Here is a 20588-nt window from a genome sequence, read left to right on the forward strand (position 1 = left end):
GCGGTCTTAGTTTTTGGTTGTGAGTTTAAGTAATAATTGCCTAGTCTTCCGTAACCTCAATCTTACCAACTGCAATTGGTAGGGTTACGTGAGCATCATACATGCCCACTTCACCAGCGACTGATGCAGGTAGGGCTAAGTCTTGTGGGACGCCGTGAATATAAATGACCCGCTTGTCTAGTTCTAAGTCATCGGTACCGAAGACTTCTTTGAACTTAGCCTGTAGGTCGCCTAAGGGCACATCGATTTCATAAGCGAAGTGGCCCTGCGCGTCGGCAACTGGGTAATTATCATTTGGTACGTCCATATGATGGGGCGCATTATCAAATGGGACCATCGTCGTCCCAGAAACAGGTTCAGTTTCAGGCAAGTCTACAAAGCCGTCGTGATTGACATCTTGGGCCATAGTAGCAATCTGTGCCGCTTTGCCATCTGGAAAGCCGTGGAAATGTTCCCAGTGTTGCGTGTTGGCCGGGGTATCGAACATTTCAATGGTGACGTGTAATTGGTTACCAGTTTCAGTGAAAGTCGCTGTGCCGTGTGGGGCAGTACCGATTCCTTCGGCGTTCAGCGGGACGATGTTAGCAACGTATTTTTTAGTCATGAATAATTCCTCCAGTTCTTCATTATATGGTCAGTATATGCTAGTCTAATCATATAAAAATTGACATAGATCAAGAAAAGGAGAAATTATGCATTCAAAAATGGATTGTGTGAGTCGTTCACCATTATTTTCACCGCTAGCGCCAGCGGTGAAAGCCAAATTAATCACGGTGACCCATCACCGGAAATTTTATCAAAAAGGGCAGTTGATTCGTCAGCCACTCGACCATCAGGAAGGCATGCTCATTTTAGATGAGGGAATGGCTAAAATTTATGCCTTAGCTGCTAATGGTAAGGAGAAAATTATTGAGTTGTTGCGTAGTGGTGATGTCGTCGGACAACACTGGCTATTTGCACCGCATGAGAATCAGGGATTTATTCAAGCCACGAGTGATGCGTGGGTCTGTTCCATTCAATATGATGATTTTCAGCGATTATTAGGTGAATCAGCCAGTTTATCATTAGCAATGATCAATAATTTTGGGAACCAATTGATTGAAGCTGAGAAGAATCAATTGCGACGAGATTTGCTGGATGCTAAAGCGCGTTTGATGGCGTATTTGCGCGATTGTGCCGTTGAATCCGGACAAATCGAATTTGAATTGCCGTTGAAGAAGAAGGAATTGGCGAATATTTTGGGGATTACTCCCGAAACCCTGAGTCGTCAGTTTAAACAATTGGCGGCTGAAGGGCAGATTATCGTCAATAAGCGCCAGATTACAATTTGTTAGACGGGTAAAGGGGGGCGTCGCCTGGTTTTGGCTAGTTAAGGGTGACGCTGGTTCAATATTAAAAATAAAGTCTGATTTCCAACGCAGTATGGGCTAGGAAATCAGACTTTATTTGACTTGTGAGGAAGAGGTTCTTTAATGATGAAAATGCCGGTTAGCAACGCCACTTGCTCGCAATGCCGGCAAAACGACTTGATCAATGAGATTGGTGAGTTGCTGATCAGTGTTCATCGGTTGGTTGATGATGTCGCAGTACCGTAATTGTTGAAACAATACTAATTGTGCGGCTTGGTTAGGCCAAATCTGAAGTTCACCGTGGTTTTGTGCATTCGTCAGAAGTGGCTCGATCAAGGTCAAGTTGGCATGATCAATTTGAGTCACTAACTGCGTGAGATCGCGCTGGTTCTGCGCGTTCAAGGCTGTGGCAAACAATAGCCGAAAATAGCGGAAGGGCCCCGTACTAGTTTGTTGGATAAAGCGTTGCGCTAACAGAATGAGATCGGTACGAAGACTGCCAGTATCTAATGGCGTGGTCGTAAGTGCAATGGGAGTCTTTTGTATTTGATGAATAATAGTATGAAAGATGAGGTCAAAGGTCGAATCCCAGTAGCGATAAAGAACACTGCGGCTGGTAGCGGCCGCAGTGGCTACTCGTGAAAAAGTGACCTGGTCGAGGCCGTATTGACTAAGCAGGGTATAGGTGGTGTCATAAATCGCGTTTTCCAGTCGGTTGCCACGTCGACGTTGATTGAGTTGGGTCACAAAAAGATCTCCTAATTGGTTTTAGAAACAGTTTACTGCTTTTTGTGCCTTAATAATAGTGATTTCCGTAGCCAAACGATTGTTGTAGTTAAAGACAACGTGTATCTTAAATAGCGTTGTTAACAATAATTTAAGTAATCAGAGGCGGAAAATATGGCAAAAATTATTATTGTCGGGGCTGCACATGGCGGCCGCGAAACGGTCAATGGCTTATTAGCAGCTAATACGGATAATGAGATTCATTGGTACGAGCACGGGCAATTCGCGACGGCTTTGGATTGGGCTCCGGCGGATGCTGAAAAAGAGCGGTTGGCCTTGTCCCAGCAGGTGACTCTATTCGACCAAACGACGGTCACAAGAATTACCCCAGCGACCCACACGATTACTGCTCGTAATCAACGGGGGCAATTACAGACTGATCATTACGATCGATTGGTATTGAGCGTTGGATCGTTACCAATCCAGTTACCGATTCCCGGAGCCGAATTATCTGGTGTTCGATCGATTCAAAACCGTGCCAGCATCAATGAGTTAAAATTGGCCGCTAAGTCAGCAGCCATTAAAAACGTGGTCGTGATTGGAGGCGGCTATATTGGGATGAATTTTGCAGCCTTATTTAAACAAACCGGCAAGCAAGTAACTGTTATTGATGTGAACGCTCGGCCATTCAGTCACAATCTTGATTCAGAATTTACGCAAATTTTAGCTGCAGCGAGTGTTGAGAATGGGCTGCAATTAAAGATGGAAGAGCGGGTGACGGCCGTATTAGGTTCAACACACGTGACAGCGGTACAAACGAATCGTGGTCAGTATGCTGCCGACTTAGTCCTTGTCGCAGTCGGCAATCGACCGAATACTGCATGGCTACGGGGAACTTTGGCGCTAGATTCTGAGGGATTAATTGAGACGGATGATTATTTTCAAACAAGTGTTCCAGATATTTACGCGATTGGCGATGCGACTAAAGTTCGGTTTACGCCCACGGGTACTAAAGAGCGGATCACTTTAGGCAGCGCGGCCAGTCATGCCGGTCGGTTATTAGCGCATAACTTGTTAACGGATCAGCGAATTGTGTTTCCCGGCGTTCAGGCAACGTCCGCGCTTAATGCGGCGGGATATTACTTTGCTGCTACGGGCCTAAACACGCAACTAGCTGTCCGTATGCAACAACCGGTGTTAGCAACTTACATCGCGGTTCCCCGATTGGTGGCATCCGCACCAGCTCGATTGAATGCGACCGTTCATTTTAAGTTGTTTTATGATAAAACTCATCGGATACTAGGTGCACAAATAATGTCTACAGCAGAATTAACGGCGGTCATCAATACCGTTTCGCTCGCAATCCAGATGGGAGCAACGCTCGAGCAATTAGCCTATGGTGACTTTTTCTTTCAACCGGGATTAAGCCAGCCGGTGGATGTACTCAGTACGGCTAGTTTACAGGCGTTACAAACTTTAGCCACTAACTAGGTTGATTATTGCCAAGCCCATTATACGGACTTGGCAATTTTAAGTTGATGTGTTGCTTAAGCTCAGTATATGACATGGAAAACTAGTGGTTACTGATGATTAGCTCATTAGGAACTCACAGGAAAAAACCGTCGCGTCATCAATAATGATGGGCAATCCAGCGACGGTCAAATTTAAGTGATGAAATCGACAATTATTGTGGTGATCTAATGGTGCTTTGAAGTCGCGCTTCCAATTGCTAGAGTTGGGGCCAGTACTTAAGGTGTACGGCCGAGGAGCCTCAGTTTGGCATATTTAATCGTTAGTTCGTCACGTTAGCCGTTAGCGTCCAAGTTACGGTTGTGTTATAGGTTTGGCCCGCTTGGGCGGTGTTGCCAGGAACGGTCAATTGAACTTGGGTGGGTTGCCAGACGTTGGTTGAAAGGTCTTTCCCCACGTTGGCCGTTGCTGGGGCTGCAAAGACGGGTTGTTCGGCGGTTGTGAGATCGACCGCGTAGCTTTTGAGCTGGCCCGTAGCGCGTTCATTATAGGTCTGCCCGGCAGGAATGTGTAACTTCGCGCCGGTGAGTTGGGCGCCACTAGTACTAGTAAAAGGACTGTTCTGACGGGCAGTGACGGTCCAACCGTGAGTTGCTAACCGATTATCCGAAACTTGGAGCCACTGTTTCGCGACACCGTTGATTGTCTGGGCGGCGTAAGTTTTAGGCTGCATACTTGTTGTGACACTGCCAAAGTTAAATTGGCTGGGCGCGTAGTCTAAACGAAGTTCGCCCGTATTACCGGTCCCAGTGTTTTCGCTCCCACTGGTATTGGTCGTACCAGGGTGCTCGGGCTCAGTTGGTGCTGTCGGGCCGATTGCCGGTGCGACGGTGTATTGGGTAGCGGCGGCAAACGTGGCATCATGATAAGTTGTACTGGTGACCGGATTTTCGTTCCCCGCACTATCTTTCACAAAAATCTGAATGACGTCGTTAGCTTTTAATTTAGTGGCTGGCATCGCAAGGGACCAACTCCCATCACTGGCAGCGGTTGCTGTGATGGCATTGCCGTTGCTATCAGCTGCGGAGGTCCCGTTAACCGTGTAACGAAGTGTGTTACCAGCCGTCGTCGTGGAACCGCTGGCAATCGTTTTTTGGTCGGCAACGATTTTTCCATCTTTAACGGTTACCGGCGTCGGTGGCGTCTTATCTTGGACGGTTATGGTGACAGGATCTGAAGTATAGGTGGTCGTTGCTTGAGCTGTCATAGTCGTGCCGGCCGTTGGAAAATGATCTAAGGTGAAATTAACGTAACCGCTGCTGTCAGTCGTACCACTTTGCGTTGCGCCTTGATCATCTGTTAACTTGACGGTTGCCGTGCCCGTTCCAGCGTAAATCGGCGTTTGTGTGCCATTCGATTCTGTATAACCGGTGATAACGCGAACGCGGACCTTCTTGTCGGCATTGGTGACGAGCTGGGCGTTCAAGTCACTCGTATACGGTGAGCTGAATTGCACAGTCGGTAATGAGAGGGTGTTCGCAATTCGGCGCGCAGCCGAGAAGGTGAGTAGTCCCGGTAAGACGCTACCGCTGTTGGTAATCAGGACCCCGTTCTGTTCGATGGCGGTGATCCCTTGATAGGTCACACTGGCGCTCAACAGGTTCAATAAGGACAATGACCACATACTCAGGTTACTGTTCGTGATTTTGAAACTTTTAATGGTCGTCTCGACGATTGAACCCGTTTGAACGAGAATTGCAAAGTCCGTATTTTTAATGTCGTAGGCCTTAGGAGAATCTAGCAAGACGCTCAAACCGGACATGTAGCCACCAAAAATGGGGGCTGAACCACTACTAGTGATATACAACTCGCCACCCGTCACGGTAAACGTACTGTTATTGCCAAGCGGAATCAACGGGGTAACGTAGTAGAGCGCATTACTACTAGTTGTGGCTAAGTTCTCAAACGTGACCTTACTGCCAGCGTTGGCGGTAAACGCGTTTGCTGTTTCTGCCCGATAGACGTTACCGTACATCTTGGCGGTTAGGATAGCATTGGTACCCACCGTGACGGCATCATACTGGTCATAGAAAATACCCCGAGTCGCGTCTGATGCGCTGCCTAGCAAGTTAACATTGGCTGCGCTGCCAATGGTGACTTTACGGTCTCCAGTCCCGACTGTACTAGTTGCCGTGAAGTTGAAGAAAGCTTTGTTGGCGGCACTGCTATTAGCCTTGCGACCGATGTACGTGCTGTTGGCGGCAAAGGTCATTCCACCAGTAATCATGTTTTCAGCGACAGTTGTTGCGGTGACTGCGCCACTGACATTGACTTGATTACCAGGAGCGTTGACTAGGCGGTAAACGTCGCTGGTAGTGATTAAATCGGTCACTGTAATCGTCCAACGGGCACCACCAGCATTAGCCCCACCATCGGTCCCGCTTTGAATGATTCCGGCGGCGCCACCACTACTCGTTCCACTCGCAATTGCGCCACGAATACTACTGAAGTTTTTTACTGTCATTGTCTGGGCGGTGGTTGTGGAACCCAATGTGAAGTTGCCGATGCCGAAATCAAGGCTGTGATTTTGCCCGTCGATTGTCAGGCTGGTGGTACGAGTGCCTAATTCTGTAGCACTTGTTGACGTGTGGGTAATGTTGGCCCCCAATTTAATCGTCGTGACGGCGGTATTGGTATACGCTGATTTTAAATCATCGTAAGTTGAGACGGTCGTGCTACCATCTGGATTGACCACGATTGCGGCGGTCGTGATATCATTAGCGGCTTTGGTGGCAGTCGCTTTAGTCGCTTTCGGTGTCCGTTCTACTTCCGAATCAGCCTGCGCTGTGCGACTAGTAGCAGTGTCGTTGTCAGCAGTTGGGTCCGATGTCGCGGTGGTACTAGACGACTGTTCGGACGATTTGCTTGTGGCATTGTTGTCATCACGTTTCGTGGTAGCCGCTTGTGTTGCTGTTGCTGACGAATCGTCAGTGGTCGGGTCTTGACTGGCCGAAGAGGTGCTTTCGGCATCATTGCTGACCTCACGTGCTGATTCAGTGCCGGCTTCTTCAGGAGGTGAGTCGACTGCGGAGCCCGCGGCCACGGTGAAAGTTATTGGTTCAGCGGTCATGGTGTGGGTCGTCGGTTTTTCACTACTGGCGACAGCTGAAGCGGTAGTGGTCGCTAATGCTGGCCCAGTAATCAGTGCTTCCGCGGTCACTTTGTAGGTTTTCGCTTCACTGGCACTCAATACCAAATCGAACGTGGTACTGGCTGTCGGATCAGATGGCGTCAAAGTTAGTTTCCGGTTGTCAGCATCAAAATCCAGCTCAGCGAGGCTCGCTCTGTTGGCTTGCCGGGTTTTAGTTTGGTCAACGGTGAGGGCCTCAGGAATAGCGACCATGACTTGGTGTTCCTGGGAACCTTGTACGGCCAACTGAAGTGTAAAAGGTTGCCCAATCACTAATTCCGTGGGTGGTTCCTCGAATTTGATTGGTGTGGCCGTGGTGGTCGCTGTCGCATAAATGGCACCGCCGTTGACAACGAGTAGACTCATTAAGAGAACGAGTAACCCGAGCCAAGCCGTTATTAATCTTCGTGGTCGTTGCAAATTGCTCACTCCCTTCGGCGTTGCATGAGCCACACGAGCCAACCGGCTAAGACAGCTGTCAACAGACCTAACCAGACTAACAGTTGGCGGGCTTCATTCGTTTGTGGTAGCACTGATTTATCTGGACGTATTGCCGCGAATGATGGTGTCTGAGTCGAAGCCTGTTGATTAGCAGTGGCGATGATGTTGGGCACCGCTAGATATTGATAGGGACGGGGGTGCTGGAAGTTTGTCAGGTCCGTCCCGGCTTGCCAGTCGGTCAATGTCACACTAGTGTCAGTTGGGGTAGCCGCTAGGGCATCGGGACTCCGACAGCCACCAGCGAGGGCTAGTCCAAGGCTTAATGATAGTAAAACTAGCCGCCTGAATTTAGCCATAACGATAACCTCCTTGTTTGAGTACCAAGTTAGAAGATAATCTAAAATTAACTGCTTATTTAGGTTCTGCGATTGTGTCGTTTCATAATTAGATAAACGATTCCGGCGGATAAGCCAGCAATTACAATGACGATTAGGACGTACCACCAGATACTGATGGGGGCGGCCGGGTCATTCTTGGCTTTTTGATTATTTTGACGTGCTTGTTCAGTCGTAATCTTAAAGTCCCGGGACCAATGCCAAGTTTTTTTGGCCCATTTGGAGTCGTTAGTCGTTGCGGTGACGGATAAGGTATAATCACCCGCCCGCATGACTTGATCGTCTAAAAAAGTGGGGTAAGTGAAGTTCGAATTGGGGGCCATGATCAAGTTGTCGCTACTGTTCTGATAGAGTACCTTGGAACTGCCTTTTCTCGTGACCTTAGTGGTCAGTTTTAATTGCGAGACCACTGCTGGTTCTGGGTTCCGAATGGTCGCGAGCACGACTTTGCGATAGTTGCGTAATCCGGGAGTGACCGTCCCCAAAGTCAACTTAGGCTGTGCAATTTCTTTGGCCGTCAGTTTAACCGCTAACGCATAACTATATTTTTGGTTAATATTGACGCCCTTGGATGCTTTTTTCGCGCCTTGCCCCATTTTTTCGAAGTACCATGAGCCTAAGATTACACCGGTATCGAATCCTTTGGGAATGTTGATTGTGGCGCTGACGACCCGGTTACTTTTGGCGGGGACCGTGACTTTATCGGAACCGGCTGCCAAAGTCGCAATTTGATCAAAACGATATTTTAAGCTGGCATCGTATCGTTTGGCTGTTTGGGTGTAAGCGATTTGGCCTGAATCATTCGTAAATGTCGTGAGTAGCTGGGTCTTGACCGTAATTGATTGGTCAGTCGGGTTATAGACCCGCGCCTGAATTTTACGAGTGGTGCCCGCCTTGGCCTTAAGGTCGAAAAACGGACTGCTAGCATCGACTTCTTGGCCGGGACTGATTTTGTTAACACTATATTGAACTTCGGCATTGGTAGCGGTGGCCTGGACGCTTGGTGAGGTCCAACTCATGAAAACCAAGCCACCAATTACGCCGAATAAGCACATCAATTTTTTCATGATTACCTCCTAGTTAGTGGTAGCGGCGACTAACGTCCAAACTAAGTTGTTCGTGTAGTTACCGACTTGGGCTGTCAGCTTGGGGATTGAAAGGGTCACGGCACCCGCGTTCCAAGTGTTTGTGGAAGTGGCTTTACCAACACCCGCCCGGTTGGGGGCACTGAAAACGACTTGGTCAGCGGTGGTGACGCTTACACTGGGGGCAACAACTAAATTGGAATCGGCTACTGAGGCGGGCTCGTTTAGCGAATTACGCGCAGTTCCTTGGGGTAGGTGAATCACCGCACCAGTCAGCACGTGATTATTACTAGCGTTAGTTAACGTCCGGTCTTGCTTAACGTTGACTTGCCAGCCGTTGGCAGTGGTGCGTTTGTCCGAGACTTGTAGATATTGATTGTAGTTGCCAATTGCAGTGTAAGTTTTGGCTGCGTTGGACGTAGTGACGGTACCAAAGTCGATAGTTTTTGGGGCTACATCGAGGGTCAATGTTCCGGTATTGTTAGTTGCCGGATTATTCGGATCGGTGGTTGTCAACGGGACGTTGGGACTAGTGGGATCAACTGGGGCCGTGGCACTAGTATCATCTTGAAAAGTCACGGTACCATTAGTCGTTGCCCCGAGAGCCGTCAAACTGGTTGCCATTAACCCTAAAATCGCTAACCCCGTACTAAGACAAAAGCGGTTAAACATGGCAATCCCTCCTTATGGTTAGCTAGGGGTAGCAGCGGTCAAGGTCCATGTCAAAGTGTTGCTGTAGGCTCCTGGTTTGGCCGTGTTTTTGGGAATCGTCAAAGTGACATCACTTGGATCCCAAACTTTAACCGAAGTGCCTTTACCAGCGCCGGTAGTGGCCGTTGTATTAAAAACGGTCACGGCACCACTCGTATTGGTAACATCGGCAGCTGTAGTCGTCAGGTTGGTATCGACCGCCGTAGGGTCAGTTGCCAGACTATTACGTGCAATCCCGGCTGGTACGTGGATGGTGGTACCGGTCAAAACATGCGGTGAACTTCCACTAGTTTCGGTTAAATCTTGATCTTGCTCGACGGTTACGGTCCAACCCTGTTCATCGGTCCCACGGTTATCGGTGACCTGTAAATATTGTTGCCCATTAGTGGTCGTCGTGGCCTTATAAGTGTGTTCGGCGGCATAAGTTTGAACGGAGCCGAAGTCGAAAGTTCGAGGAGCCACGTCTAATGTTAGAGCACCAGTATTACCAGTAGCTGGATTGTCTGGATCTTCTGGAACTTGTGGATTGGCCGGGTTAGTGGGATCTACTGGGATAGTTGGTCCAGTATTTTCTGTCAATTCCAAATTAGTAGTTGTGTTCGCAGTTGAATCGGCGGTTGCCATGACGGCGGGCATTCCTAGTAAGCTTAACAACATGGTCGCGGTAAGCACTGTTTTTTTCATGATGGATCGCTCCTTTTTGGTTGTCCGTGCCTGCGGTGATCAACAAATGTTTGGTAACGATAATCAACTCCTGGCCAGAAGATTGTCTTGCGTTTATCGTTGCTATAAGGCTAGCATAATCTATTAGGTTGCGGCTATTTTTATGCATATATTTAATGATTAGCAATTAGTCTTAGCTTATTATGTTCCGAGGGGGTTCTGAATTTATTGTGATAGCACTGATATTTGCGCCAATGCTGGCGATAGGGGATAATAAAATCATAAATTTTTATTGATGACTTTGAATAATTAGACTGACTAGCGAAGTGTGCGTGAAATGATTAATCATAATTAACTTGTCAGCTGATTGATCTGCTAAATAGAGACGTATATTTCTAGCGCAATAATAATTCATGCTTGACGCGCTAGACTTAGTACGACGCAAAAAAAGCCACCCTGACATGTTAAACGTCAGGGTGGCTTAATTAATTTAATTAGTTAGAGCTTGATGAAGATGAGGTTGAAAGGTATGACGATAAGATATCCTTCAAATCGTTATCCTTGATTGAAACGTTCCCACCCTTAAGCACTTTAGAAACAACGTTTTGTAAGACAGTGGAGTCGCTCATATCATTGTCCCAAATTTGTTTCTTCAAATCAGCGGTGTGATCAGACATCTTACCCTTACCAGGGTTCTTGATCATCCGGATGATTTCATAACCGTTGCTGGTCTTAACAGCGGAAGTCGTGTATTCACCGTTCTTCAGCTTGAAAGCAGCCGTTAAGAATTTAGATGAGTAGCTCGTGTTAGTGTTATCAAAGGCTGATAACTTACCACCATCATTCTTAGTCGTTGTATCAGTTGAATACTTCTTGGCTAACTTCGTAAAGTTGGCTTGGCTAGAATCCTTCTTCAAAGCGTCTAAGACTTTGTCAGCAGTTGCTGATTTGGCAACTAGGATATGTTGAACCGTGACTTTAGGTTCGTAAGACTTCCATTGCTTCTTCAAAGCTTTATCAGTAATCTTGACCTTGTCTTTAACGGCTTCCTTCAATAATAAGTTAGAACGTAATTGTTCCTTGAAGGTCTTGGTCGTCAAACCATTTTGCGATAAGACGGTTGAGAAAGAACTACCATATTGTGACTTGTAAGTATTATATTGCTTCGTCACTTGCTTAGTCGAAACTTTTGAGCCGTAATCCTTTTCGAGCACCTTATTCAGGATCATTTGTTGCAAGACTTGCTTACCTGAAGAGGTTCCCTTCATACTACTGTAATATTGGCTTTCGGTAATCTTACCACCGGAAGTTGATGCAACGGTCTTGCTACCACAACCAGCTAAGGTGAAGGTTAGTAAGACACCAGCAAGGGCAATGAGCCATTTCTTCATTCCTAAAACACATCCTATTCTTGAAATCGTTCTGCGTTAGCAGACTTCAACGACTACTATACCATATCTATTAAAGCTTCTGCATGCATATGGAAATCTTTACAAAATTTTCAGAGATTTCACAGCCTCTTCATAAATTCTACCTAATGCGTCAGTGAATTTAAACGAAATCAGCTTGTTAAGATAGCAAACAAAAGAATCGTGGGCCTAATGCGACCTCACGATTACTTGCTCAGTCGGTTGTCTTGGTTAAATGGTCTAAAGTGTCTTGTAAGTGATCCGCACGTTTTTTCATGATGGTTACGTGGGGTTCAATCTTAAATTGAAATTTATCCAATTCAGTCTGAATGTCATCAAAAACTTCCGCAGCGTGGGCCATTTGAACACTGAGATTGCTCTGGGCATCGCTAAACTCTTCACGTGCGTCTTGTAAGTTATCAGCAGCATCTAAAACGTCTTGCACGTAACTTTTGATGTCTGTGTAGAGCGCTTTAGGTGTTTTCTGATTGATCAACATGTAGGTAGCAGCACTGAGACCCAGACCGATCAGGCTGTTACGAATAAACTTTGCCATGGGAGACCTCCTAATTAGCTAATTCAGTTTTAATGGCGTTCTGTAAGCGAGTGTAGTCGGTTTCGTCATATTTTTTGGCGTTGTCCTTAAAGATCATCCGAAAATCATCTTTATCGCTGTAGCGGGGGATGAGGTGAAAATGGGAGTGGAAGACGGACTGATAAGCGACCGCACCATTATTGTTAACGATATTCATGCCAATGATATTCTCGTCAGTTGCTTTGATAGCGCGGGCGATTTCAGGAATCCGCGCAAACACGATGCTGGCAAGATCACGATCGTAACCGAAAATATCGGCAACGTGCGTCTTCGGTACGACTAAGGTGTGACCAGGAGTACCTTGCGAGATGTCAAGAAAGGCTTTGACCATGTCGTCTTCATAAACGGTATAGCTCGGAATATCGCCCTTAATTATTTTACAAAAGATACAATCGTCATCGAGTTTTGGTTCAAAAGCTGTCATGTGATAACCTTCTTTATTTATTAGTTGGGTTCATTATACACTATCGATGTTGCGGCAATCAAAACTAGGTAGCTTGATTGACGACAAATTACTGAAGTTTCGGTAAAGTCGGGGATCAATGAGCCAACCAAATAGAGGGTGTCGTGATGGCTATGCTATAATGGGAGCACTTATACCAACACAGAAAGAGGTTAACGTTATGACATTAGCGGTACAACACTTAGTTGGTGGGTATTCGCAAATTCCCGTCTTAAAAGATATTAGTTTTCAAGTTGAGCCCGGTGAATTAGTGGGCTTGATCGGACTTAACGGGGCCGGTAAGTCAACGACCATTAATCATATTATCGGTTTGTTGACGCCCATGAAAGGATCAATTGCGCTCAATGGCGTGACATTAGCACAAGATCCTCAAAGCTATAAAAGCCAAATTGCGTACATTCCAGAAACACCTATCTTATATGAAGAGTTAACATTAAAAGAACATCTAGAAATGACGATGCTGGCGTATGGTTTAGACCAAGAACAGGCTTGGCAACGGGCTCATGACTTATTGAAAACTTTCCGATTGGCTAACAAGTTGGATTGGTTCCCCGCGAACTTCTCAAAGGGAATGAAACAGAAAGTCATGATTGTTTGTGCGTTCATCACTAACGCTAAGTTGTTCATTATTGATGAGCCTTTCTTAGGACTGGATCCTTTGGCGGTGCACGACTTGTTGGCATTGATTGCGACAGTCAAAGCACAGGGAGCCGCTGTCCTTATGTCGACGCACGTTTTGGACACGGCTGAAAAAGCTTGTGATAAGTTTGTATTATTGCATGCTGGTGAAGTACAGACACAGGGGACTTTTGCTGAAATCAAAGCGAATTATCCGGATGCGGGTGAGTCGTTAAACGATATTTATCTTTCATTGACCGGGGTGACCCGTGATGAATGAGTTATTTCAAACGCGGTTGCAGCGGCATCTGCGTCGGATGTTGCGCTACCTAAGATTGGTGTTCAATGATCACTTTGTCATTGCATTAATGTTTTTTGTCGGCGGACTCGGGCTGGCTTATTCCAATTGGCTCAAGACGCTTGGCCCTCAGCAGACGTGGATCGTCTGGGTGCTCGGTCTCTTATTATGGGCGGGTCTAAGTGTCAGTCATATCGCAACGTTATTAGAACCGGCCGATACCGTTTTCCTGTTACCACGTGAACGGGATGTGCATGCGTACTTCGTGAAAGCGTGGCGCTACAGTTGGTGGTTGGCGCAAGCAGTCCAAGTGATTTTTGTTGGCTTGACCGTGCCGTTGCTCATGATCGTTGATCAGATGACGGGCTGGTCGTTGCTGGCGTTACTCATCACCCAGTTGGCGTTAAAGGATGCCCAGTTAACGCTGAGCGTGACGCATCTCTATCAAGTGAAGCCAAGCATGAAGCGGTGGTTGCGCCCCCTGAACTGGGCCGGCGCGTTCGTCACGTTGGCAGTGGGACTATTAGTGACGCCGTGGTTGAGTGCCGCAATGGCCATCGCGATTGCGGTGGGACAACGTTATTTGCACCAACGAATTTGGTCGACCACGGTGATTGCTTGGCGTGACGACATCAAAGCCGAAGCCAACCGTATGTTAGGGATTTATCGATTCTTTAATTTATTTACGGATGTACCAATGGTGCAAGGCAGTGTCAAACGTCGTCGGTACCTGGATTGGTTACTACGGTGGTTACCTAAGGACCAGCAGCATGCGTTTGGCTACCTATATACACGTGGCATGTTGCGCGGCACGGAATTTAGCGGGTTAGTGGTTCGTTTGACAGTTATTGGTGCGGTGCTACTGTACTTTAGTGGGCACGGTTGGTTAGCGATGGCGTTGGACGCCTTATTTATTTACTTGATTGGGTTTCAATTGTTGCCGTTTTACAAGCAATACGATAATATAGTTTTTACGCACATTTATCCGCTGGCAACTAAACAGCGGTTGAAAAACTTTCAGCGGTTATTGCGAAACGTGTTAAGTTTGACGGGATTAATCTTTTTAGTTGCGTTCTGGTTAAGCAACGCACCGTTAGCTCAAGTTGGGATTTTGCTCATCATTAACGTGATTGAAATCTATCTCTTAGTTACTTGGTATTTAAAATTAAGATTAGCTTAAAACCTTGATGTATCAAGGGTTAAAAAGGACTTGACGGATTCAACTTTCGTCTATAAAATGTGATTGTTAAGTCAAATAATAATGAGTCATTAAATAAATTTTGAGAGGAGTGGGGCTGATGGATTTCGAACTTGATGATGGCTGGGACGTTTACCCGATCTATGGGAATACGAATAAAGCTTTCATGGGCAAAAAAAATCACCAACGATTGTTCTTAAAGCGAAACGCCTCGCCGTTCCTAGCGGCGCTGTCGATGGAAGAAATTACCCCGCGATTAATCTGGACGAAGCGTATCTCAAGCGGGGATACGCTGACAGCCCAAGAGTGGTTGAATGGTCAAACTTTAACGAAGCAACAAATGCGGCTGCCTGAAGTGGCGCATTTATTGGCACGTGTGCACAATTCCGAGTTGCTTCACCGGATGTTAAGAAAAGTCGGTGGTCAGAGTGTCCGCCCACAAGACTTTATTCAGCAATACTTACAAGATTTACCAGATGATTTACGGCACCATCCGTTAATGGCCCGGGTTCTGGATGAATTAAGAGGAACCGCACCCACTTTACCGGCCACTGATTATCGCGTTTGTCACGGTGATCTTAACCACAAGAACTGGTTACTATCTGATCGCCAACAACTGTACTTGGTTGACTGGGATTCCGCACGATTTGCGGATCCGGCGTCAGATATTAGTATGCTACTATGCGAATATGTCCCGTTAAGTGATTGGCAACAGTGGCTTAGTGAATACGGTGAGACTATGACGACCGCCTTACGGACGCGAGTGGTCTGGTATGCTAAGATCAATTTACTATTGAATATCAAAGATAATTATTATCGGAATCAGTACCATCAGATGAACCATGAAATTATCTTTTTAGAAGAATTATCGCAGTACGAAGTGTAACGACGAGCAACAAAATCGCCGCGAGTCCCAGATGGAATTCGCGGCGATTTTGTTGAGTAAGCAAATGAAGAAGGAGTCAATCAAGATGCGTGTCAGAAATAAACCGTGGGCGCCAAAGTTAATTGCCGCCCATCCCGAACTTATTACCGAAGATCCAACTCAGCTAAAAGGCCGCTGGCAAAGCCGTTTTGCCAAACCCCAGCCACTCCAGATTGAAGTGGGGAGTGGAAAGGGCCAGTTCATCATTGAAATGGCTAAGCGTCATCCTGAGATAAATTACGTTGCCATTGAAATTCAGACCTCGGTGATTGCGATTATTTTGAAAAAGCTAGTCGAGGCCCCGTTGCCTAACCTGCAATTGGCACATGCGGACGGTCAAGCGGTGACTGCCTTTTTCGAACCCCATGAAGTTGATCGCTTATATCTGAACTTCTCTGATCCGTGGCCGAAGTCGCGTCATGAAAAGCGGCGTTTGACCTACAAGTCGTTTTTGAGCAGTTACCGGGAAGTCTTAAAACCCAACGGTCAGATCGAATTTAAGACTGATAACCGGGGGCTATTCGAATTTTCATTAACGAGCATGAATAACTTTGGGATGCAATTTGAACAAGTTTGGTTAGACTTGCATGCAGTTGCCACACCTGAGGATAACGTCGAGACTGAATATGAACAGAAGTTCAGTGCGGCGGGCCCAATTTATAAGATTATTGCAACTTTCCCAGCAAAATAGACTGAATGAGAACAGCGAAACGCGTCGGCGATCGCTGTTTTTTAATTGAGTGTAATTGTCGGAAACATCAAAAATGAGCTTCCAGAATTTTAATTCCAGAAGCTCATTTTTGATTTTTGATGCGGATAGTCAATTGTGAGTTATTAAAGCCGGTAAATGTCTAAAATACTACCAGTATTGGCATCGGCCAAAAACTCGTACTGTACCAGCTGACCATCTTCATAGCGGGTAATGCCGCCATAGTAGACATCCGTGCGCAATGCGAACTTTTGTAATGGGGATTTTTTCATTTCAATCCACGAGCCTTCAATCGGTGCTTCCTTCAAAAACGCGCGCTTGACTTGGCTAAGAATTTGGTTAGGGGTGGGGCGGCGCAACCGCTTGAACAGGCCGCCAACGGAAAAGCCCCCGGCGATACCAGCCATCCCAACCGCTAACAAGCCGCCATATTGTAATTGTTTATTCATGATGTTGCGTCTCCTTTCAGCTAACTTGACTAGGAAATGTTTTATTTAAATTTAGTATACCAATGATTGACGAGAATACAAAGAAAAGTCATAATTAATCAGTATGATTTAAGTAAAATACGCTATAATATAGTGTTGAACGCTAAAATGAGAGTAAAGGGGTTTCACATGTTAATTACAAGTTATAATCCATCCGAATTAGGTGACACGTTAATCACCATTTTACGACCAGATGCGGCCACCCAAACGATTGAAACACATGCCAATGTGACGCGTATTAGCGATGCTGACAGTGGGGAAACCTTGGGCTATAATTTCTTTGACGTTTCCAAGACGTTAGGCGACTTAGATGCCAATGGTCAAGTTCACTTAACGGCCGAACAAGTTGAGCAATTAAATAATTTATTAAAAACCAATGATTTTGAACCTGAATTAGTTTTAGACACTGACCCTAAGTTTGTGGTCGGCTATGTGGAATCAGCCGAAGCACATCCGAAGTCTGATCATTTACAGATTACCAAGACGAATGTTGGTTTGGATCAACCACTTCAAATCGTGAGTGGTTCACCTAATATGCAGGCGGATATTTTGGTTGTTGTTGCCAAGGTCGGTGCAATGATGCCCAGTGGCTTAATTATTTGGCCGGGCGAATTACGGGGCGTTGAGAGTGATGGCATGATTGTTTCAGGCCGAGAATTACAATTACCGAACGCGCCACAACGGCCAGGGGCTTTGATTTTGCCCGCCGATTATCAGCCAGTGGGTGCGCCATTTGATTTCAAACGCGCTCAGACGTTATTTACCGCTTAATTTGCAGATATTAAAAACTAGGATGATTGAAAATGAACCATTATGATGGCCCGGCATTTTTCCGGAAATATCGATTTAACAAACCACAAGTGAATAATTCAGCGGCCAGTCAATCAACTCCTGTAGCGGCATCGGCTAGTCCACAATCGACTGCTGGTGCACCTAGTGCGGCGCCAAAACGGCCAGCCAGTCAAACTAGCGCCAAGCAGGTGACGAGTCAGGCAACTACTTCGAGTAGCAGTGCTGCAACTAGTGCGACCCTCTTTAACGGTGGCACCCATGGGACTTTTCACCCATCCCGGGTACCAGCCCAGCTTAGTGCGGCGCTGACAAATGGCGGTATCATTCAGGATCACGATGACCGTAATTATTTAGAAATTGAAGCGAGCTTGCATAAGCGGCCCGAGACCTTCTTATTGTTTGCGGATGCAGCAGCTAATGATTTACCGGCTGTTGATTTGCAACAACCGCTTTCTGATAGTGGGACGGACACGAGTCAAGTTGAACACCCGAGTGATTCGGCAGTTCTTAGTCAAGCGGAACGGAAGATGGCTTCAAGTGTTGACCCGACAACGGTAACTAGTCAGGCAGCATCGAGCGTGGCTGCTCAAACGGTCGTGGCTAACACGTCACAGACCGGCAGTGATTCCACGGTGTCCGCAGCTTCGGCGACGGTTGTGCGACCAACGGAAGTGTTTGAACCTACCACTCCTGAATTAGCTGTGTCGGCTGCGGCAATTAATACGCCTAAAACCGATGATTCAGTGGTAGTGACGGCTCCCACGGAAGTATTTGAGCCCACTGACCCAAGTTTAGCAGCGTCGGCAGCCGCCATAAATGCGCCTAGCGCGGTAAGTTCGGCAATATCGGTAGGCCCCACGGAAGTATTTGAGCCCACTGACCCAAGCTTAGCAGCGTCGGCGGCCGCCATAAATGCGCCTAGCGCGGTAAGCTCGGCAGTATCGGCAGGCCCCACGGAAGTATTTGAGCCCACTGACCCAAGTTTAGCAGCGTCGGCGGCCGCCATAAATGCGCCTAGCGCGGTAAGTTTGGCAGTATCGGCAGGGCCGACAGAAGTGTTTGAACCAACTGATCCCGCGCTTGCTGAATCTGCTGCAACTGTTAATGCGGCTGCTGATCATGATAAAATAGAATCTGCTGCGACTAGTGCGACACCCAAGTCAGCACATGGGCTAGGACTATCCTTAGGGGATATTATGACCGCTGAGCACGATGCCCAGGCGGACTTAGCGTTATTTAAGGATCAGCCAACAACGGCGGCTTCTGCAGCACCACAGTCAAGTACTGCGCAGACTCGTTCACACGTTAACGAAGAACCTTATCAACCGGTTGGCATGCGGCCAACTAGCACAAGTCCTGCTGTGACGTCAGCAACGGCCACGCCAGTCAGCGTTGTGGCATCATCCACGGTCCCTTCACAAGAAAGTGGGGAAGCGACTAGTGTGACTATGGCACCGTCACAGGCGGCTACTTCTGCAGTTACAACTAGTCCCGCTTTGTCAGAGACATCTGCAGTGGCTTCACAACCTGAGTTAGTTCATAGTGGCGGTTCAGCGGCCCCCGTCCTTGAGGATAAAGAATTAGCGGCTTATCATTTGCCACCGCTGAATCTGTTGAAAGCACCGATCGTGGCCAATGAATCTGAGATGGATGATTGGATCGAGCAGAAGGCCAGTGCGTTAGATGAATCTCTGGACGCATTTGGTGTCAATGCCAACGTTGTCGATTGGACGATTGGACCAACTGTGACTCAGTTCCAAGTAAAACCTGCTCGTGGCGTCAAGGTCAGCAAGATTACCAACTTAAATGATGATTTGAAATTGGCCTTGGCTGCAAAAGATATTCGAATTGAAGCGCCGATCCCTGGCCGTAATACGATTGGGATTGAAATTCCAAATGCGAAATCGCGGCCGGTGATGCTGTCTGAAGTTTTAGATTCTGACAAATTCCGCGACAGTAAGTCACCATTGACGGTCGCACTCGGTGTCGATTTATTCGGGCAACCACAAGTCACTGACCTGCGGAAGATGCCGCACGGTTTGATTGCGGGGGCTACGGGTTCTGGAAAATCAGTCTTCATCAATAGTATCTTGGTTTCGATTCTGTACAAAGCGAACCCACAACAAGTTAAATTGTTGTTAATTGATCCGAAGGCCGTAGAACTAGCACCATACAACGAGATTCCACATTTATTAGCACCCGTGATTTCAGAACCCAAAGCCGCTTCGGCAGCGCTGAAATGGGTCGTTGATGAAATGGACAACCGGTATGATAAACTTGCCGCTGGTGGTGCCCGGAACATTGAGCAATTCAACAAACTGGCCGACGAACATGACGAGCCGGCTCTAAAAATGCCGTATATCGTGATTGTAATCGACGAATTAGCTGATTTGATGATGGTTGCTTCTAGTGAGGTCCAGGATTACATTGCCCGAATCACCCAGAAAGCCCGTGCGGCAGGGATTCATTTATTAGTTGCGACTCAGCGGCCAAGTGTTGATGTGGTCACTGGTTTGATCAAGAATAATATCCCAACGCGGGTGGCCTTCATGGTTGCCAGCCAGATCGATTCGCGGACGATTCTGGACGCGAGTGGGGCGGAACGTCTGTTGGGACGCGGTGATATGTTGTATCTTGGCAACGGTCAACCCGCACCGATTCGGTTGCAGGGGACGTTCGTGGACAGTGAGATCGACAGTATCACTCAGTTTGTCCGTGATCAGGCAGCACCGCACTATGAATTTCAACCAGACAGCCTAGTGAAGCACGAGGAAGCAGCACGCAATGAAGATGACTTGATGCCTGAAGCATTGGCTTACATTGCTGATGAAGATACCATGTCGACATCGAAGTTGCAACGAAACTTCTCGATTGGCTATAATCGGGCGGCCAATATTATTGATGATTTGGAAAGTCGCGGCTACGTTTCAGCAGCTAAGGGTTCCAAACCACGAGATGTTTATTTCACAGCGGCAGATTTAACTAAATTACAAGCCAATTCATAATTAAAAATAAAGCGATTCACCTCATGATTGATGAATTGTGAATATGGGAGATTATTAG

19 protein-coding genes are annotated in these 20588 nt (G+C 47.0%); 8 read left to right on the forward strand and 11 right to left on the reverse strand.

Annotation, left to right across the window (positions count from 1 at the left end):
• Positions 1–40: 40 nt before the first annotated feature.
• Positions 41–604: a hypothetical protein gene (locus MZO41_RS00920; protein WP_003640240.1), complete on the reverse strand. Its 564-nt coding sequence runs from the start codon at positions 602–604 to the stop codon at positions 41–43.
• An 88-nt stretch (positions 605–692) separates the two neighbouring features.
• Here MZO41_RS00920 and MZO41_RS00925 point away from each other — a divergent pair, with 88 nt between their 5' ends.
• Complete coding sequence (locus MZO41_RS00925; RefSeq protein ID WP_003640241.1) at positions 693–1334, forward strand: Crp/Fnr family transcriptional regulator; 642 nt, start codon at positions 693–695, stop codon at positions 1332–1334.
• 135 nt (positions 1335–1469) lie between these two features.
• On the opposite strand, the gene MZO41_RS00930 is transcribed toward MZO41_RS00925, so the two are convergent.
• On the reverse strand, positions 1470–2096 hold the full coding sequence (locus MZO41_RS00930) for a TetR family transcriptional regulator (protein ID WP_003640242.1): 627 nt from the start codon (positions 2094–2096) through the stop codon (positions 1470–1472).
• Positions 2097–2249: 153 nt separating this feature from the next.
• On the opposite strand from MZO41_RS00930, the gene MZO41_RS00935 reads away from it, so the two are divergent.
• Complete coding sequence (locus MZO41_RS00935; protein WP_003640243.1) at positions 2250–3566, forward strand: FAD-dependent oxidoreductase; 1317 nt, start codon at positions 2250–2252, stop codon at positions 3564–3566.
• Positions 3567–3867: 301 nt separating this feature from the next.
• Here the strand turns inward: MZO41_RS00935 and MZO41_RS00940 are convergent, their stop codons facing one another.
• The 8 genes from MZO41_RS00940 to MZO41_RS00975 form a co-directional block, all read right to left on the reverse strand.
• Positions 3868–7155: a WxL domain-containing protein gene (locus tag MZO41_RS00940; protein ID WP_013355481.1), complete on the reverse strand. Its 3288-nt coding sequence runs from the start codon at positions 7153–7155 to the stop codon at positions 3868–3870.
• Between the two features lie 5 nt (positions 7156–7160).
• Positions 7161–7532, reverse strand: coding sequence for an LPXTG cell wall anchor domain-containing protein (locus MZO41_RS00945; protein ID WP_058906894.1), 372 nt, complete (start codon positions 7530–7532; stop codon positions 7161–7163).
• A 59-nt stretch (positions 7533–7591) separates the two neighbouring features.
• On the reverse strand, positions 7592–8638 hold the full coding sequence (locus MZO41_RS00950; RefSeq protein ID WP_003644276.1) for a WxLIP family cell surface protein: 1047 nt from the start codon (positions 8636–8638) through the stop codon (positions 7592–7594).
• A gap of 9 nt (positions 8639–8647) precedes the next feature.
• The gene (locus MZO41_RS00955; RefSeq protein WP_003640247.1) at positions 8648–9328 is read right to left on the reverse strand and encodes a WxL domain-containing protein; all 681 of its coding nucleotides are present in this window, start codon (positions 9326–9328) and stop codon (positions 8648–8650) included.
• 18 nt (positions 9329–9346) lie between these two features.
• A complete protein-coding gene (locus MZO41_RS00960; protein WP_003640248.1) occupies positions 9347–10051 on the reverse strand; it encodes a WxL domain-containing protein in 705 nt (234 codons plus the stop codon).
• Positions 10052–10524: 473 nt separating this feature from the next.
• Positions 10525–11421 carry a peptidylprolyl isomerase PrsA gene (locus MZO41_RS00965; protein WP_003640249.1) on the reverse strand — a complete coding sequence of 299 codons (897 nt, stop codon included), beginning with the start codon at positions 11419–11421 and terminating at the stop codon, positions 10525–10527.
• Between the two features lie 232 nt (positions 11422–11653).
• Positions 11654–11995: a YtxH domain-containing protein gene (locus tag MZO41_RS00970; protein ID WP_003640250.1), complete on the reverse strand. Its 342-nt coding sequence runs from the start codon at positions 11993–11995 to the stop codon at positions 11654–11656.
• A 10-nt stretch (positions 11996–12005) separates the two neighbouring features.
• Entirely contained in the window at positions 12006–12458 is a 453-nt protein-coding gene (locus MZO41_RS00975; RefSeq protein ID WP_003640251.1) for an HIT family protein, read from the reverse strand.
• A 199-nt stretch (positions 12459–12657) separates the two neighbouring features.
• Between MZO41_RS00975 and MZO41_RS00980 the strand changes: the two genes are divergently transcribed.
• From MZO41_RS00980 to trmB, 4 genes are all read left to right on the forward strand, one after another.
• The gene (locus tag MZO41_RS00980; protein ID WP_003644277.1) at positions 12658–13395 is read left to right on the forward strand and encodes an ABC transporter ATP-binding protein; all 738 of its coding nucleotides are present in this window, start codon (positions 12658–12660) and stop codon (positions 13393–13395) included.
• Positions 13388–14593 (forward strand): ABC transporter permease, encoded by a 1206-nt coding sequence (locus MZO41_RS00985; RefSeq protein ID WP_003644278.1) that lies wholly within the window; start codon positions 13388–13390, stop codon positions 14591–14593. Before MZO41_RS00980 ends, MZO41_RS00985 begins: the two co-directional genes overlap by 8 nt.
• Positions 14594–14711: 118 nt before the next feature.
• Positions 14712–15497 carry a phosphotransferase family protein gene (locus tag MZO41_RS00990; RefSeq protein WP_003640254.1) on the forward strand — a complete coding sequence of 262 codons (786 nt, stop codon included), beginning with the start codon at positions 14712–14714 and terminating at the stop codon, positions 15495–15497.
• Between the two features lie 85 nt (positions 15498–15582).
• Positions 15583–16227 carry a tRNA (guanosine(46)-N7)-methyltransferase TrmB gene (trmB, locus tag MZO41_RS00995; RefSeq protein ID WP_003644279.1) on the forward strand — a complete coding sequence of 215 codons (645 nt, stop codon included), beginning with the start codon at positions 15583–15585 and terminating at the stop codon, positions 16225–16227.
• Positions 16228–16370: 143 nt separating this feature from the next.
• Here the strand turns inward: trmB and MZO41_RS01000 are convergent, their stop codons facing one another.
• Positions 16371–16694, reverse strand: a complete 324-nt coding sequence (locus MZO41_RS01000; protein WP_003640256.1) for a PepSY domain-containing protein — start codon at positions 16692–16694, stop codon at positions 16371–16373.
• A 168-nt stretch (positions 16695–16862) separates the two neighbouring features.
• Between MZO41_RS01000 and ytpR the strand changes: the two genes are divergently transcribed.
• Complete coding sequence (gene ytpR, locus MZO41_RS01005) at positions 16863–17504, forward strand: YtpR family tRNA-binding protein (RefSeq protein ID WP_013355484.1); 642 nt, start codon at positions 16863–16865, stop codon at positions 17502–17504.
• 32 nt (positions 17505–17536) lie between these two features.
• Positions 17537–20530 carry a DNA translocase FtsK gene (locus MZO41_RS01010; RefSeq protein ID WP_003644281.1) on the forward strand — a complete coding sequence of 998 codons (2994 nt, stop codon included), beginning with the start codon at positions 17537–17539 and terminating at the stop codon, positions 20528–20530.
• Positions 20531–20588 lie beyond the last annotated feature (58 nt).

The sequence above is a fragment of the Lactiplantibacillus sp. C232 genome (genome assembly GCF_023806725.1).
Lineage (GTDB): Bacteria > Bacillota > Bacilli > Lactobacillales > Lactobacillaceae > Lactiplantibacillus > Lactiplantibacillus plantarum.